Source organism: Leifsonia sp. PARNA 1/14 (assembly GCF_055720965.1).
The window spans coordinates 266,855-282,427 of sequence record NZ_JBVQSP010000002.1 but is presented as its reverse complement, the minus strand read 5'-3'; the positions used below and the strand labels follow the sequence as shown (position 1 = coordinate 282,427).

Genomic DNA, 15,573 nt, shown 5'->3' with positions numbered 1-15,573 from the left:
GTCGCGTGCGAGTCCTCTCAGTCCTCCAGAACCGCCATCGCCGCGTTGTGGCCGCCGAGCCCGCTCACCGCTCCGCCGCGCCGCGCACCGGAGCCGCACAGCAGGATGCGCTCGTGCCGGGTGGCCACGCCCCACCGCTCGGCGGGCGTGCCGAGGGCGTCGCCATCTTCGGCGAACGGCCAGGACAGCGGGCCATGGAAAATGTTGCCGCCCGGCATGTTGAGCGCCTGCTCGAGGTCGCGCGTGGTCTTGGTCTCGATGCACGGATTGCCGTCGCCGTCGGTGAGCAGGAGGCTCTCCACCGGCTCGGCGAGCACCGAGTTCAGCGACGCGAGCACCGCGTCTTGCAGGCGCTGCCGGGTCGCGTCGTTGTTGTCGTCGGTCAGCCAGCGATCCGGGGTGTGGAGACCGAAGACGGTGATGGTCTGGGCTCCGCTCTCGGCGAGTTCGGGGTCGAGGATGCTGGGGTCGGCCAGCGTGTGGCAGTAGATCTCGCACGGGAGGAACTCGGGCATCACACCTCGAAGCATCCCGGAGTAGGCGGCCTCCAGCTGCGTGTACGTCTCGTTGATGTGGAAGGTGCCGCCGAACGCTGCCGCCGGGTCGACCGAGGCGTCCCGCAGTCGGGGCAGCCTCTTCAGGAGCAGGTTGACCTTGACCTGGGCGCCCTCCGCCCGCGGACGCGGCGGATCGGCGGCCTCGCCGAGCAGGGCGTCGAGGACGTCGGGGGCGACGTTCACGAGGACGTGCCGGCCCTCCACCCGGCGCTCGTGGCCGTTGCGGGTGTACGAGACGGAGCCGTCGGGACGGATCGAGGTGACCTCCGCGCCGGTGACGATGCGGGCGCCGGCCTCGCGGGCGACGCGGGCGAGCTCCCCGCTGACGGAGCCCATGCCGCCGACCGGGACATCCCACTCGCCGGTGCCCTGGCCGATGACGTGATAGAGGAAGCAGCGGTTCTGGGCGAGGTCCGGATCCGACACGCTGGCGAAGGTGCCGATGAGCGCGTCGGTCGCCGCAACGCCGCGGACGAGGTCGTCGCTGAGGCGCGACTCGATGAAACCGCCGATCGGACGTTCGACGAGGGCGTCCCACAGCTCGTCGTCGCCGACGAGCGCTCTGGCCTCGCTACGGGTGAGCAGCGGCTCGGTGACGGTCGGCCATAGCGCGCGGGCGACAGCTGCCGTCGACTCGTAGAAGCGGGTGAACGCCTCGGCGTCCTCGGCTGCTCCGATGCGTGCGAAAGAGGCGGCCGTCGCGTCGGCGTCGGTGTTGTCGATCAGCAGACCCGCGCCCTCCGGGTCGCCGGGAACGGGGGTGTAGGAGGAGTAGCGCCGCCGGGCCAGCCGGATGTCGAGGCCGAGCTCGTCGATGATCCGCTGCGGCAGCAGGCTGACCAGGTACGAGTAGCGGGAGAGCCGTGCCTCCACGCCACGGAAGGCTTGCGCGCTGACGGCCGCCCCGCCGACGTCGTCGAGGCGTTCGAGCAGGATGACGCTGCGTCCGGCCTGGGCGAGATAGGCGGCGGCGGTGAGGCCGTTGTGGCCGCCGCCGACGATCACGACGTCGTGGGACGCGGCGGCGGGGGAGGCTGCGGGGTCGGTCATGCGTCAGAGCCTACGGGAGTGTCTTGGCCTGTCGGGACGTGTTCGGCGGGCACTGCCGCGGCGAGGGCGGCGCGCACGGCGACGACGCCCGGGCTGGTCGCGCCCGCCCGGCGCGCGGAGGTGAAGATCGTCCGGCGAGGGGCGCCGGGAAGCGGCAGGAGGGCGACCTCCGGTCGGCCGCCCGCCCAAACCAGCCCCGGGAGGAGGCCGACGGCGTTGCCGGTGGTGATGAGCCGGATGTGCGTGACCAGATCCGCGGTCTCGAAGCGGACGTCCGGCTCGAATCCCGCCGCGCGGCAGAGCTGGACGGCCCACGTGCGCGAGACGGTGCCGACCGGTTCGAGCACCCACGGGAGGTCGGCGGCGCCCGCCAGCTCGGTCGCGCGGATGCGTGCCCGCAGGTCGGCGGAGACCGCGAGGTCGATGCTGTCCGCGGCGAGCTCGGTACGGTCGAGGTCGGAGCGCAGCGGACGGGTGCTGCCCGGGTACTGCTCGGCGACGGCCAGGTCGAAGTCGCGTGCGGAGACCTCGAAGAGGCCCTGCTCGGGCTCGCGTTCGGTGACCTCCACCCGCAGCGCGGGATAGTCGCGGGCGAGCGCGGCGATCGCGGCGGGCAGGATGGCGTGCGCGGCGGACTGGAAGACCGCGACCCGGACGATCCCGGCGACGGTGGTGCTGGATCCGGCGACAGCGGACTCGGCGGCCTCCAGCGCGTCGAGGAGTTCCGCCGCGCGCTGCGCGAGGAGCTCGCCCTGCGGCGTGAACTGCAGGCGCCGCCCGGATTTCACGAGCAGGACGGCGCCGGCCTCGCGTTCGAGTGCGGCGAGTTGCTGCGAGACGGAGGACGGACTGTACGAGAGAGCCGTGGCGACGGCTGCCACGGTGCCGCGAATCCTCAGTTCGTGCAGCAGACGGAGTTTGCGGAGGTCGAGCATGATGACCATTCGGCTGGGGTGAACGATATCGTTCGGAAACGTTCGCTTCTCCTGATGGTACTGCCCGTCGAGAATGTATCCACAGGCGTCGCCGGCTGTGACTTCTCCACCGATCGGGAGTGGTCCCGCGTCGCCTCAGAAGCGAGGAATTACAGTCGTGGACATGGTTGAACACACGGACGAGGTACGGCCCGCGGTGCTGGCCCAGGAGGCGGTCGAGCTCGTTCGGCGCTGGCTGGCCGAGAGCGCGGGCGGTGCGGCAGGCAGCGCGGAGGGTGGTGCGCAGGCGCCACGCGATCCGGCCGCCGAGCGCCTCGCCGGCGTGCTCCGCGACCCCGACGGCCTCGACTTCGCGGTCGGGTTCGTTGACGGGGTCGCCCGCCCGCAGGATCTGTTCGTCGCCGGCTACAACCTCCAGCGCGTCGCCAAGAGGATTCCGCGGTTCCTGCCCTGGTACATGCGTGCCGCCATCTGGCTCGGAGGCGTCTTCGGTCCCGTCGTCCCGTGGGTGGTCATCCCGATCGCACGTCGCGTGCTGCGCGGCATGGTCGGGCACCTCGTCGTGGACGCCACTCCCGAGAAGCTCGGCCCCGCCATCGCGCACCTGCGCGCTCCGCGCGATCCCGCCGGTCACGGCGCCCGGCTCAACCTCAACCTGCTCGGCGAGGCCGTGCTCGGCGAGGCCGAGGCCGCTCGGCGACTCGAGGGCACCCGTGCCCTCCTCGCCAGGGACGATGTCGACTATGTCTCCATCAAGGTGTCGTCGATCGCGTCGCAGCTCTCGATGTGGTCGTTCGACGAGACGGTCGACCGCGTGGTCGAGCGGCTCGTGCCGCTGTACGAGCTCGCGGCATCGTCGCCGACGCCGAAGTTCATCAACCTCGACATGGAGGAGTACCGCGATCTCGACCTGACGATCGCCGTCTTCGAGCGCATCCTGAGCCGCCCGCAGTTGCTCGGGCTGGAGGCCGGCATCGTGCTCCAGGCCTACCTGCCCGACGCGCTGGACGCTCTTCAGCGGCTGACGGAGTGGGCTTCGCAGCGCCGCACCCAGGGCGGGGCGCCGATCAAGGTGCGCGTCGTCAAGGGTGCCAACCTGGCGATGGAGCGCGTCGACGCGGCCATCCACGACTGGCCGCTCGCGACCTACGGCAGCAAGCAGGCCACCGACGCCAACTACAAGCGCGTCCTCGACTGGGCGCTGACTACCGAGCACACCGATGCTGTCAAGATCGGCGTGGCCGGCCACAACCTCTTCGACGTCGCCTATGCCTGGCTGCTCGCCTCGCGACGCGGGGTGGCCGACAGCATCGATTTCGAGATGCTGCTCGGCATGGCCACCGCTCAGGCGGAGGCCGTGAAGCGCACCGTCGGCCAGCTCCTGCTCTACACGCCGGTCGTCGACCCGGGCGAGTTCGACGTCGCGATCTCGTACCTCATCCGCCGGCTCGAAGAGAACGCCAGCCAGGAGAACTTCATGTCGGCCGTGTTCGAGCTCGACTCCGACCCCGCGCTCTTCGATCGCGAGCGCGACCGGTTCCTGGCTTCCGTGGCCGATCTCGAAGCCGACCCGCTCGCGTACGGCGCGGCGCCGCTGCCCAACCGCAGGCAGGACCGTTCGCGCGAGTGGGAGCAGGAGACCGCCGAGTCGTTCCTCCGACCGCCGGCGGTCGAGACCGAGCCGTCGGCCGCGGAAGGACTCACGAGTGTCGTGCTCGGACTGAGCCGTGGATCGGGTGGAGGTCGGCTCGAGCCGCCGGTGACGGGGTTCCACAACACCGCGGACACCGACCCGTCGCTCGCGGCGAACCGCGGGTGGGGTCGTCGCATCCTCGCCCGGTCGGTGTCGAGCGAGCTGGGCGCGCGCACCATCGCGGACGCCAAGGTCGTCGACGCCGGGCACCTCGACCGGATCATCGCCGCTGTGCGCGCGTCCGGGCAGGCGTGGGGTGGACGCAGCGGGGCTGAGCGCGGCGCTCTGCTCGACCGGGCGGGCCACGCTCTCGAGGCGAACCGCGATCGACTCATCGAGGTCATGGCGGCAGAGACCGGCAAGACCATCGCCGAGGCCGACCCGGAGGTGAGCGAGGCGGTCGACTTCGCCCACTATTACGCGTCGCTCGCTCGTGAGCTCGACGTCGTGCAGGGTGCACGCTTCGTGCCGTCGGCATTGACGGTCATCACGCCTCCCTGGAACTTTCCCGTCGCCATCCCGGCCGGCGGAGTGCTGGCGGCACTCGCCGCGGGAAGCGGCGTGATCATCAAGCCAGCGCCCCAGGCGCGGCGCGCGGCCGCGGTAATGGTCGAAGCGCTGTGGGAGGCCGGCATCCCTCAGGAACTGCTGGCGCTCATCGACGTCGCCGAGAACGAACTCGGGCAGCAGCTCGTCGCCGACCCGCGCGTCGACCGGGTGATCCTCACCGGGTCGTACGAGACTGCGAAGCTGTTCCGCTCGTGGCGGCCCGACCTCCCGCTGCTCGCCGAGACCAGCGGCAAGAACGCCATCACCGTCACGCCCCGCGCCGACTACGACCTCGCCGTCGCCGACATCGTGAAGAGCGCCTTCGGCCACGCCGGGCAGAAATGCTCGGCGGCCAGCCTCGTCATCCTCGTCGGGTCGGTCGCCCGCTCGGAGCGGTTCCGCAACCAGCTGGTCGACGCGACCAAGAGCCTGCGGGTCGGCTACCCGAGCGATCCGGTGACGCAGATGGGTCCGCTCATCGAACCGGCATCCGGCAAGCTCCTGCACGCGCTCACGACTCTGGGCGCGGATGAGGAGTGGCTCGTCCGTCCGCAGCCCCTCGACGACAGCGGCAGGCTCTGGTCGCCGGGCATCCGCACGGGCGTGCAGCCGGGGTCGTACTTCCACCTCACGGAGTTCTTCGGTCCGGTGCTCGGCGTGATGACGGCGCGCACGCTCGACGACGCGATCCGGTACCAGAACGCCATCGAGTACGGCCTCACCGCCGGCCTGCACTCTCTCGATTCGGAGGAGCTGGGGCACTGGCTCGACACGGTGGAGGCCGGCAACCTCTACGTGAACCGTGGGATCACCGGCGCCATCGTGCGGCGGCAGCCGTTCGGCGGCTGGAAGCGGTCGTCCGTCGGAGCGGGAGCCAAGGCGGGCGGACCCAACTATCTGATCGGGCTGGGGTCGTGGGAGGCCGAGACCGGATCCTCGAGCTCCAGCCTGCACCTGCGCGGCCTGGAGCCGCGGGTGACCGAACTCATCGAGTCCGGACAGTCCGCCATGGACTACCCGGCCTTCGATCTCGTGCGCCGCTCCGCGCTCAGCGACGCGATCGCGGTCGCCACCGAGTTCCACCAGGCGAAGGACGTCAGCGGGCTCGGGGTCGAGCGCAACGTCTTCCGGTACCGGCCCGTCCCCGTGGCGATCCGGCTGTCGGAAGGCAGCGGACTCCCCGAACTGCTGCGCGTGCTGGCGGCGGGAACGGTCGCGCGCTCGCCGTTCACCGTGAGCACGAGCATCGCCCTCCCCCGAGCGACGCAGCAGGTGCTCAAGGCCAGAGACGTGGAGGTCGTCGTAGAGACCGACGCACACTGGCTCTCCCGGGTGCGTGGACGCCGCATCGCCGCCCACCGCATCCGCCTCATCGGCGGCGACCCGTCCGCGATCGCGGCCGCACTGGGCGGGACCCCCGACGTCGCGGTCTACAGCGGCGCCGTGACGCCGTCCGGGAGGATCGAGGTGCTCCCCTTCGTGCACGAGCAGGCGATCTCGATCACCAACCACCGCTTCGGCAACCCGACGCGCCTGTCGGAAGGAGTGATCTAGAGGGAGCGGCGGCGGCTACTCCTCTTCCTCCTCCAGCTCGAGGAGCTCGTCGGCGGCGTCGGCGTTGCCCGCGGCGGCGAGGCGGCGCAGCTCGTCGAGGTCGCCCCGTTCGGCAGCCAGCTCGACGAGGGCGTCTTCGGCGTCCCGGCTTCCCGCATCGGCCAGGCGGCGCAGCTCGGCGAGGTCCTCGACCTCGATCGCGGCCTCCACGGCGAGGGCGACCTCGTCCGGATCGGACGGGACAGGGGGGATGGCGGTCATGGCGCTCCTTCCGACGAGCGCCACCTTACCCGGGCGTACCCTGAGACGCATGACCGAGAATCCCTCCCTCTCCACGGCTGTGCCCGCGATCGCACTGAACTCCGGCACCACCATCCCGCAGCTCGGGCTCGGCACCTGGCCGCTCGACGACGCGGAGGTCGAGCGCGCGATCGTCGCGGCGGCAGAGGTCGGCTACCGGCACGTGGACACCGCCGCCAAGTACGGAAACGAGACCGGAGTCGGTCGCGGTCTCCAATCGAGCGGTCTCGCGCGCGAGGACTGGTTCGTGACCACCAAGCTCGACGGCGGCTACCAGGGCGACGACCGCGCGGTCGCCGGACTCGACGCCAGCCTCCAGCGGCTCGGATCAGACTACGTCGACCTGCTGCTCATCCACTGGCCGCTGCCGGCGCGCGACCAGTACGTCTCCACCTGGCAGACCTTCATCGGGCTGCAGCAGAGCGGCAAAGCCCGCGCGATCGGCGTCTCCAACTTCAAGCCCGCCCACATCGACCGGCTCATCGCCGAGACCGGCGTGGCGCCGGCAGTCAACCAGATCGAGCTCAGCCCCGCCATCCCGCGCCTCGAACAGCGCGCCTACGGAGCCCAGCACGGGATCGTGACCGAGTCGTGGAGCCCGATCGGCGGCTCCGGCGACCTGCTGGCGTCGCCCGTGCTCGCCGCGCTCGCCGAGAAGCACGGACGCACGCCCGGCCAGATCGTGCTGCGCTGGCACGTTCAGAACGGACTCGTCGCGATCCCCAAGTCGCGCAACCGCCAGCGGATGGCCGAGAACCTCGCCGTCTTCGACTTCGCGCTCGACACGGACGATCTTGCGTCGCTCGACGGGCTCGACCAGGGTCCGCACGCGGGCGTCGACTCCGACCACACGGGGCACTGAGCGGAAGCTGACCCGGGCAACTCCCGCGCGGAGCCGCTACATCCGCACGAGCGGCAGCCGCACGGTCGCCACGAGGCCGCCGCTCGCCGCGTTCGCGAGCTGCACATCGCCCCCCGCCGCGCCCGCCAGCGCCGCCACGATCGCAAGGCCGAGCCCGCCGCTGCCTCCCGAGGTCGACGTGCGGGCGCCGTCAGCCCGCGTGAAGCGGTCCAGGGCTACCGGGATGAAGCCCTCGGGCATCCCCGGGCCCGAGTCGTGCACCGTGAGCACGACCGAGTGCGCCTCGACGTGCAAGGAGGCGCTCACGACGTCCTCCAGCCCTGCGCCGTCCTTCTGGCCGCGGATCGCGGTGATGGCGTTGCCGAGGAGGTTGTCGAGGATGCGCCCGAAGTCCGTCGGTGAGAGCGCGACACGGGACTCCGGGTCGGGGCGTCGCTTGGGATCGTAGTCGAAGTCGACCGAGATCGGGCGGGCGTCCTCGTCGCTGCTGACCAGAAGGCGCGCCCGGTCGATGGCATCCGTCAGCTCGTCGACGAGCGTGCGCCAGTCGATGCGGCCGCTCGACGGGCCGGCCTCGATGCGTGACAGCTCGAGGAGGTTGTTGGCCAGCTGCCCGAGCCGCAGCGCCGTCGAGTGCGAGGAGCGGATGTCGTCGAGGAGCGCGTCGGCGTCGCCCGCGTCGAGCTCGGCGAGCTCGAGCTGCCCGCGCAGCACAGCGAGCGGCGTGCGCAGCTCGTGGCTGGCGTCAGACACCATCTGCCGCTCGCGGTCCGCGGAGGCCCGCAGCCTCCGGATGAGGTCGTTCAGGGTCGTCGCCAACTCGGACAGCTCGTCCTGGGCGGGGCCGACCGTCAGCAGCCCCTCCGGGTCGTCGCCCGACCCGCTGCGCTCGCTGCCAGCGATGCGGTCGGCCTGCTCGCGCATCCTGCTGACCGGGCGCAAGGCCGCGCGGGCCAGCAACCACGATGCGGCACCGAAACCGAGGATCAGGACCAGCGCGCCCACCAGCAGCGCCAGGGTGAGCCGGTCGAGGATGAGCGACGTCGTCTCGTCGTTGCGCGCAGCGATCACGTGCATCTCGCCGGCGGTCGTCTGCACGCTGCGCACCAACACGTCGTAGGTGTTGCCGTTGACCGAGATCGTCGACGGGGAGGGGCCGAGCGCGAGGAGCCGGGGGATCCGGTCCTCCAGCGACTCGGGCAGCGTCGAGGCGAGGATATCGCCGTCCGCGTCGACGACGGCCAGCTCCTGGCCTCCGCCCGGCAGGTCGAACGGGCCGGCCGGGTTGGCCTCGACCGATGCCGCGGGTGCGGTGACGTCGTTGGTCAGCAGCGTATTGGTGGCGTTGTGGAGGATGGAGGCGACCCCCACCCGGATCACCACGACGGCGACGAGGCCGAAGAGAGTGGCGACGACGAGGCTGCCGATCGTGATGCGCGCGGTGATCGACAGGCGCCGCAACCACGTCACGGCGCCGGAGCCTCCGCCGTCGGCTGCTTGGAGTCGAGCGCGTTCTTCGCGTCGAGGCGATACCCGCGGCCGCGCTCGGTCACGATCGAGAGGCCGGCGCCGGCGAGGTCGAGCTTCTTTCGGAGGTACGAGACGTACTGGTCGATGACGTTGGTCCCGATGTTGTCCGTGGTGCCCCACACCGACTCGAGGATGTCGGACCGCGACAGAGTCTTGTCGGGGTTCGTCGCGAACAGCCGCAGCAGGGTGAACTCCCGGCGGCTCAGCGGCATCTCGTGCCCGGAGACCAGCGCCTGGTGCTCGTGCGAGTCGATGGTCAGACGGCCGACGCTCACCTGGGGACGCATCCCGCTCGGCTCCCTGCGCAGCAGGGCACGGACGCGCGCGGCCAGTTCTGCGAACGCGAACGGCTTGGTCAGGTAGTCGTCTGCACCCGAGTCGAGCCCGTGCACGCGGTCCTCGATCGCGTCGCGCGCGGTGAGGAGGAGGATCGGCATCGGATTGTTGGCCTCGCGGATATGGCGGCACAGCTCGAAGCCGCTCATCCCGGGCAGCATCACGTCGATCGCTGCCGCGGAGAACGCGTCGCCGCGCAGGGCGATGAGGGCGTCGACGCCGTTCGTGACCAGGGTGACGTCGTAGCCTTCGGCGGCCAGGCCTCGCTCGACGAGGCCTCCCATGTCCGGATCGTCTTCGACAACGAGGAGCTTCATGCGCCCATCGTGCCACTGATCGCCGAATGCGTGGCCGGTTCAAGCCCTCCGCCGCTGAGCGTCTGCTGAACGTTCTCGCAGAACGGCTGTCAGTTGTTGCCGCGGTTGATGAGCCGCGAGAGCACGATGGCACTGCGGGTGTGGTCGACGTTCGGCGCCAGGCGGACCTTCTCGAGCGCGGCCTCCAGGCTCGGGATGTCGCGCGAGCGGATGTGGACGATCGCGTCGGCGCTCCCGGTGACGGTTCCGGCGTCCACGACCTCCGGAACCGCGGAGAGGATGCGCAGCAGCTCTTCAGGCGAGACCGTGCCCCGGCAGAACAGCTCGACGTACGCCTCGGTGCTCATGCCGTCGATCGCGGGGTCGACCTGGATGGTGAAGCCGCGGATGACCCCGTCGGCGACGAGCTTGTCGACGCGGCGCTTGACGGCCGAGGCCGACAGGCCGACGACGCCGCCGATGTCGCCGTAGCCGGCGCGCGCGTTCTGGCGGAGCAGGTCGAGGATGCTGCGATCGAGGTTGTCCACGGCGCAAGCATACGGTGGATCGTTGCGCGCAGGGGAAGATTACGCGAGTATCGTGCGCCTGTGCGCAAGGGATGAGCGCGGCTGATTCGCGCCGCCACACCGCGGCACCACAAACGCAGGAAGTCTGCGCGCGACGGCCTCTGGCGGCGATTTCGTGCGTGACGACGCAGACAATCGCCGACAACCGTGTGTGACACTGTCCTCATGTCCATCACCGACGAGGAGGCGCGCGCCCGCGCGGAGCGACCACTGCGCACTCCCCGGGCACGGACGGTGCTGATGTGCCGGCCGGAGCACTTCGACGTGGTGTACCGCATCAATCCGTGGATGAACCCGGGCCTGCCGACCGATACTCCGCTCGCGCTGCGCCAGTGGGACGAGCTGCACCGCCTCTACGTCGGGCTCGGCTTCGACGTGCGGCTCATCGATCCGCTCCCCGGGCTGCCCGACATGGTCTACGCCGCCAACGGAGCGTTCGTGGTCGGCAACGTCGCCTACGGCGCGAGCTTCGCCTATCCCGAACGGCAGCCGGAGGGGCCGGCGTATCGCGCATGGCTGCGAGCCGCCGGCTTCGAGGTCGTGTCGCCGCGGGAGGTCAACGAGGGCGAGGGCGACTTCTTGCTGGTCGGCGAGACGATACTGGCCGGCACCGGGTTTCGCAGCAGTGACGCCAGCCATCGCGAGCTGGCGGACGTGTTCGGGCGAGAAGTTCTCACGCTGCGGCTCGTGGACCCCAGCTTCTACCACCTGGACACGGCGCTCGCCGTGCTGGACGACGCCCCGGGACGGGAACACATCGCCTACCTCCCGCGCGCGTTCGATGCGGACAGCCGTGCCCTGCTCGCCGAGCGCTTTCCGGACGCGATCCTCGTCGACGGGGAGGACGCCGCGGTGCTCGGGCTCAACGCCTACTCCGACGGGTACCACGTGGTGGTCGCCTCCCGCGCCTTCGACTTCGCGCGGCAGCTTCGCGAGCACGGGTACGAACCCATCGGCGTCGACCTCTCCGAGCTGCTGCTCGGCGGAGGCGGCGTCAAGTGCTGCACCCTCGAACTCCGGCGATGAGGCTGGACCCCCAGGAAGAGACAGAACCGCTGAGAGGACGACCATGACCGACACCGTCGCCCACCGCATCCACCCCTCGAGCGACGCCCCGACTCAGCGTCAGGCGCAGGCGATCGCAGTCGAGGACGAGCACGCGGCGCACAACTACCATCCGCTCCCCGTCGTCATCGCCGAAGGGGCGGGCGCCTGGGTCACCGACGTCGACGGCCGCCGGTACCTCGACTGCCTCGCCGCCTACTCGGCTGTCAACTTCGGGCACTCCAACCCGCTGCTGCTGGATGCCGCCCGCGCCCAGCTCGAGCGCATCACGGTGACCAGCCGCGCGTTCCACAACGACCAGCTCGGTCCGTTCGTCACCGAGCTCGCGGCGCTCGCCGGCAAGGACATGGTGCTGCCGATGAACACCGGTGCGGAGGCGGTGGAGTCGGCCATCAAGGTCGCGCGCGCGTGGGGTTACCGGGTCAAGGGCGTCGCGGACGGCCGCGCCAACATCATCGTGATGGCGGGCAACTTCCACGGCCGCACCACCACCATCGTGAGCTTCTCCGACGACCCGGACGCGCGCGACGGATTCGGCCCCTACACGCCGGGATTCCGGACGGTCCCGTACGGTGATGCCGGCGCCGTTGCGGCGGCGATCGACGCGGACACGGTCGCGGTGCTGGTGGAGCCGATCCAGGGGGAGGCCGGCATCGTCGTGCCTCCTGCCGGGTTCCTCCCCGCGCTGCGGGCGCTGTGCGACGAGCATCGGGTGCTCCTCATCGCGGACGAGATCCAGTCGGGCCTCGGGAGGACCGGGTCGACGTTCGCCTGCGACCTCGTCGGCGTGGTGCCCGACCTCTACCTGCTCGGCAAGGCGCTCGGCGGCGGCATCGTGCCGGTGTCGGCGGTGGTCGGCGATCGGGACGTCCTCGGCGTGCTCCGCCCTGGCGAGCACGGCTCGACCTTCGGAGGCAACCCGCTCGCGGCCGCGGTGGGCCGCGCGGTCGTCGCGCTGCTCGCGACCGGGGAACCGCAGGAGCGCGCCGAGCTCCTCGGCCGCCGCCTCCGCAGCGACCTCGAGCGGCTCATCGGGCAGGGGGTGCTGCAGGTGCGCGGCGCCGGGCTGTGGGCGGGCATCGACATCGACCCGGCACTCGCGACGGGCCGCGAGGTCTGCGAACTGCTGATGGAGCGGGGAGTGCTCGCGAAGGACACCCACGGCTCCACCATCCGGCTGGCCCCGCCGATCGTGGTCGAACCGGCCGATCTCGACTGGGCGGTCGAGCAGCTGGAGGCTGTGCTGGGTGAGCTGGCGTCGCGGTCGTAGCCTCCGCAAATCCTCCACCTAGAACGCAGCGTTCACCGTCGCCGCTCGCAGTGGGAGCATGGTCGGCATGACCGACACGGGGAGCAGCAACGGACCGGAAGGGCAGACCCGCGGTGCGGGGGCGACCACCACGACCGACGCGAGTCACGGCTTCTTCGGGCAGCCGCGCTCGCTCGCGAACATCTTCGGCGTGGAGATGTGGGAGCGGTTCTCGTTCTACGGGATGCAGGGCATCCTCCTCATCTACCTCTACTACTCCGCGCAACGGGGCGGCCTCGGCATCGACCAGGCGACCGCTGCCGGCATCGTCGGCGCGTACGGCGGCGCGGTGTATCTGTCGACCATCCTCGGCGCCTGGCTCGCCGACCGGCTGTTCGGTTCGGAGCGCGTGCTGTTCTGGAGCGCCGTCGTCATCATGGCCGGGCACATCTCGCTGGCCCTGCTGCCGAGCTACGCCGGCGTCATCGTCGGCCTCCTGCTCGTCGCGGTCGGCAGTGGAGGGCTGAAGGCGAACGCCACCCGCATCGTCGGCACGCTCTACGACGAGCACGACTCACGGCGCGACGCGGGCTTCTCGCTGTTCTACCTCGGCATCAACCTCGGGGCGTTCTTCGGGCCGCTGCTCACCGGACTGCTGCAGTCGACGCTCGGGTTCCACTGGGGCTTCGGGCTCGCGGCGGTCGGGATGGCGATCGGCCTCATCCAGTATTCGCTGGGCCGCAAGCGCCTCCCCGACCGCGCGCGCGAGGTGCCGAACCCGCTGCCCGGCTCGCGCTACCCGCTCATGATCGGGATCGCCGTGGTCGGGATCATCGTGATCGTGGCGCTGGTGCTCACGGGCGTGATCAACGCGATCAACCTGGCGCTCTGGGTGATCGGCATCACGATCGTGGCCGCGATCGCCTACTTCATCGTCATCCTCAGTTCGCGCCTGCTGAGCGGCGACGAGCGCAGCCGGATCCTCGCGTTCATCCCGCTCTTCATCACCAACGCGGCGTTCTGGTCGCTCTACCAGCAGCAGTTCACGGTCGTCACGATCTACTCCGACAAGCGGCTCGACCGCATGCTGTTCGGGTGGGAGTTCCCAGTCTCGTGGGTGCAGTCCATCAACCCGATCTTCATCATCATCCTGTCGGGTGTCTTCGCTGCGATCTGGACCAAGTGGGGCGACCGGCAGCCGTCGACGCCGCTGAAGTTCGCGGCCGGGACGGTCATCATGGGCCTGGCGTTCTTCCTGTTCCTGTTCTGGGCCGGCGGCGGCGAGAACAGCACGCCGCTGCTCGCGATGGTCGGCATCCTGCTGGTGTTCACAATCGCCGAGTTGCTGATCTCGCCGGTCGGGCTCTCGGCGTCGACCAAGCTGGCGCCGCACGCGTTCCAGGCGCAGATGGTGGCGCTGTACTTTTTGTCCGTCGCCCTCGGAACGGCGATGTCGGGTCAGCTCGCCAAGCTCTACTCGCCGGCGACGGAGGGCATCTACTTCGGCGTGATCGGAGCCGTCGCCGTGGTGATCGGCCTCATCCTCGCGCTCCTGAGCCCGTGGGTGCTGCGGATGATGCGCGGGGTGCGGTAGCGGTGCTCGGGTCGGCGGGGCCGTCTGGTCTAAGGTCTTCTCATGCATGAGCGTCGCCGGCCCAGACCCTACGTGATGTGGTTGATCGGGGTGGGCGCGTTGGCCACGATCGTGGGCGTCGTCTGGGGGCTGATCGCGGTCGAGGCGGCGCAACGGTCCGCGACGCTCTCCGGCCCGATGCCCACGCTGCCGGTCCACACGTACGCCCAGTACACGCAGCACGCCGTCGTGCCCGACTACACGGGACTCTGGCTGGGTCTCATCGTGGCGGCCGTCGGGGCGCTCCTCCTCCTGGCCGGCGCGGTCGCGGCCTTCGCGCGACCACGGGTGGTGTGAGGCCGGCGCGCGGCCGCACCGTGCGTCAGCAGGGCCGGGACCTCCCGGTCATACTGGAGGGCATGGCACCGCACGAGAGCACCGCACGCATCCTCGCCGTCTGCCGCGTGGCGCAGTTGCGCCCGGACGCGGGCAACGTCGGCGTGACCGCGATCGACAAGCAACCGGTCGAGCCGCGGCTGAAGGTGCGCACGCTCGGCCTCTACGGCGATGTGCAGGCCGACCGCAAGCACCACGGCGGCGTCGGCAAGGCGCTCTACGCGTACGCGGACGAAGCCGCTGACTACTGGGAGGCGCAGCTGGGCCGCGCCATCCCGCCCGGGCTGTTCGGCGAGAACCTGCGGACATCAGGCCTCGACGTCGACGGCGCCGAGATCGGCGAGCGCTGGCACATCGGCGACAAGCTCGTCGTGGAGGTCACCTGCCCGCGCACGCCGTGCGCGACCTTCCAGCGCCGGATGCGCGAGCCGCAGTGGGTGCGGCGCTTCACCGAGGCGGGGCGCGTCGGCGCCTACCTGGCGGTCGTGCACACGGGCACGGTCGGCGCGGGCGACGCGGTGGAGGTCGTGCGCCGGCCCGGGCACGGGGTCACGGTCGCGTCGTGGTTCTCGGGCGCCGACGCGGAGCAGGCGGAGGCGTTGCTCGCCGCCGAGGCCGACGGTCGGCTCGGGCTCTACCGCGAGATGACCGAGTCGATCGCGAAGGTGCGCGGTCGCGCGGCCTGAGGTGCCTCAGTGGGCGGGGGCACCGCCGTCAGCGTCCTCGTCCAGCCCGAGCTCGCGCCTCCAATGGGCGAGGAACTCGGCACCCGCGCTGTCGTGGATCTCGTCGCCGATCGTGATGACCTCGTACGGACGCTCGAGCACGCCGTCCGCCGGGCGCACGTCGACGTGGGCGATCTCCCGGCCGGTGCTGTGCACGAAGTCGGCCATCTTGTAGTCGCTGCGCGAGTCGCCGACCGAGCGCCAGCGGTGCGGGAGCGGACCGCGCTCGGCGAAGTAGTCGAACGCGCGCTGCGCCCCGCGATCCTTGTCGAGGAGCACCGACTCGATGTCTGTGGAGATGATCGTCGGGTCGAAG

13 protein-coding genes and 1 pseudogene are annotated in these 15,573 nt (G+C 70.8%); 7 read left to right on the top strand and 7 right to left on the bottom strand.

The features are described 5' to 3' along the window. Nucleotides 1-17: 17 nt before the first annotated feature. Nucleotides 18-1,607: a phytoene desaturase family protein gene (locus AC0HS0_RS06335; RefSeq protein ID WP_472962535.1), complete on the bottom strand. Its 1,590-nt coding sequence runs from the start codon at nt 1,605-1,607 to the stop codon at nt 18-20. Next, nucleotides 1,604-2,542 carry a LysR family transcriptional regulator gene (locus AC0HS0_RS06330; RefSeq protein ID WP_472963527.1) on the bottom strand — a complete coding sequence of 313 codons (939 nt, stop codon included), beginning with the start codon at nt 2,540-2,542 and terminating at the stop codon, nt 1,604-1,606. Before AC0HS0_RS06330 ends, AC0HS0_RS06335 begins: the two co-directional genes overlap by 4 nt. A gap of 163 nt (nt 2,543-2,705) precedes the next feature. Here AC0HS0_RS06330 and AC0HS0_RS06325 point away from each other — a divergent pair, with 163 nt between their 5' ends. Further along, a complete protein-coding gene (locus AC0HS0_RS06325) occupies nt 2,706-6,338 on the top strand; it encodes a proline dehydrogenase family protein (protein WP_472962534.1) in 3,633 nt (1,210 codons plus the stop codon). 15 nt (nt 6,339-6,353) lie between these two features. Here the strand turns inward: AC0HS0_RS06325 and AC0HS0_RS06320 are convergent, their stop codons facing one another. After that, nucleotides 6,354-6,599 carry a hypothetical protein gene (locus AC0HS0_RS06320; protein WP_472962533.1) on the bottom strand — a complete coding sequence of 82 codons (246 nt, stop codon included), beginning with the start codon at nt 6,597-6,599 and terminating at the stop codon, nt 6,354-6,356. Between the two features lie 49 nt (nt 6,600-6,648). Here AC0HS0_RS06320 and AC0HS0_RS06315 point away from each other — a divergent pair, with 49 nt between their 5' ends. After that, on the top strand, nt 6,649-7,500 hold the full coding sequence (locus AC0HS0_RS06315; protein WP_472962531.1) for an aldo/keto reductase: 852 nt from the start codon (nt 6,649-6,651) through the stop codon (nt 7,498-7,500). 36 nt (nt 7,501-7,536) lie between these two features. Here the strand turns inward: AC0HS0_RS06315 and AC0HS0_RS06310 are convergent, their stop codons facing one another. The 3 genes from AC0HS0_RS06310 to AC0HS0_RS06300 form a co-directional block, all read right to left on the bottom strand. Continuing rightward, on the bottom strand, nt 7,537-8,970 hold the full coding sequence (locus AC0HS0_RS06310) for a sensor histidine kinase (protein ID WP_472962530.1): 1,434 nt from the start codon (nt 8,968-8,970) through the stop codon (nt 7,537-7,539). After that, nucleotides 8,967-9,683 carry a response regulator transcription factor gene (locus AC0HS0_RS06305; RefSeq protein ID WP_472962528.1) on the bottom strand — a complete coding sequence of 239 codons (717 nt, stop codon included), beginning with the start codon at nt 9,681-9,683 and terminating at the stop codon, nt 8,967-8,969. Before AC0HS0_RS06305 ends, AC0HS0_RS06310 begins: the two co-directional genes overlap by 4 nt. Nucleotides 9,684-9,772: 89 nt before the next feature. After that, nucleotides 9,773-10,210: an Lrp/AsnC family transcriptional regulator gene (locus AC0HS0_RS06300; protein ID WP_055921605.1), complete on the bottom strand. Its 438-nt coding sequence runs from the start codon at nt 10,208-10,210 to the stop codon at nt 9,773-9,775. 204 nt (nt 10,211-10,414) lie between these two features. Between AC0HS0_RS06300 and ddaH the strand changes: the two genes are divergently transcribed. The 5 genes from ddaH to AC0HS0_RS06275 all read left to right on the top strand — a co-directional run bounded on the left by ddaH (nt 10,415) and on the right by AC0HS0_RS06275 (nt 15,218). Next, entirely contained in the window at nt 10,415-11,275 is an 861-nt protein-coding gene (ddaH, locus tag AC0HS0_RS06295) for a dimethylargininase (RefSeq protein WP_472962527.1), read from the top strand. A gap of 43 nt (nt 11,276-11,318) precedes the next feature. Beyond that, nucleotides 11,319-12,584: an ornithine--oxo-acid transaminase gene (gene rocD, locus AC0HS0_RS06290; RefSeq protein ID WP_472962526.1), complete on the top strand. Its 1,266-nt coding sequence runs from the start codon at nt 11,319-11,321 to the stop codon at nt 12,582-12,584. A gap of 67 nt (nt 12,585-12,651) precedes the next feature. Beyond that, on the top strand, nt 12,652-14,157 hold the full coding sequence (locus tag AC0HS0_RS06285) for a peptide MFS transporter (protein WP_472962523.1): 1,506 nt from the start codon (nt 12,652-12,654) through the stop codon (nt 14,155-14,157). Between the two features lie 42 nt (nt 14,158-14,199). Then, nucleotides 14,200-14,493, top strand: a complete 294-nt coding sequence (locus AC0HS0_RS06280) for a hypothetical protein (protein ID WP_472962521.1) — start codon at nt 14,200-14,202, stop codon at nt 14,491-14,493. A 62-nt stretch (nt 14,494-14,555) separates the two neighbouring features. After that, nucleotides 14,556-15,218 carry an MOSC domain-containing protein gene (locus AC0HS0_RS06275; protein ID WP_472962519.1) on the top strand — a complete coding sequence of 221 codons (663 nt, stop codon included), beginning with the start codon at nt 14,556-14,558 and terminating at the stop codon, nt 15,216-15,218. Nucleotides 15,219-15,224: 6 nt separating this feature from the next. Here the strand turns inward: AC0HS0_RS06275 and AC0HS0_RS06270 are convergent. Further along, a pseudogene (locus AC0HS0_RS06270) lies at nt 15,225-15,573 on the bottom strand (hypothetical protein); the annotation flags it as partial.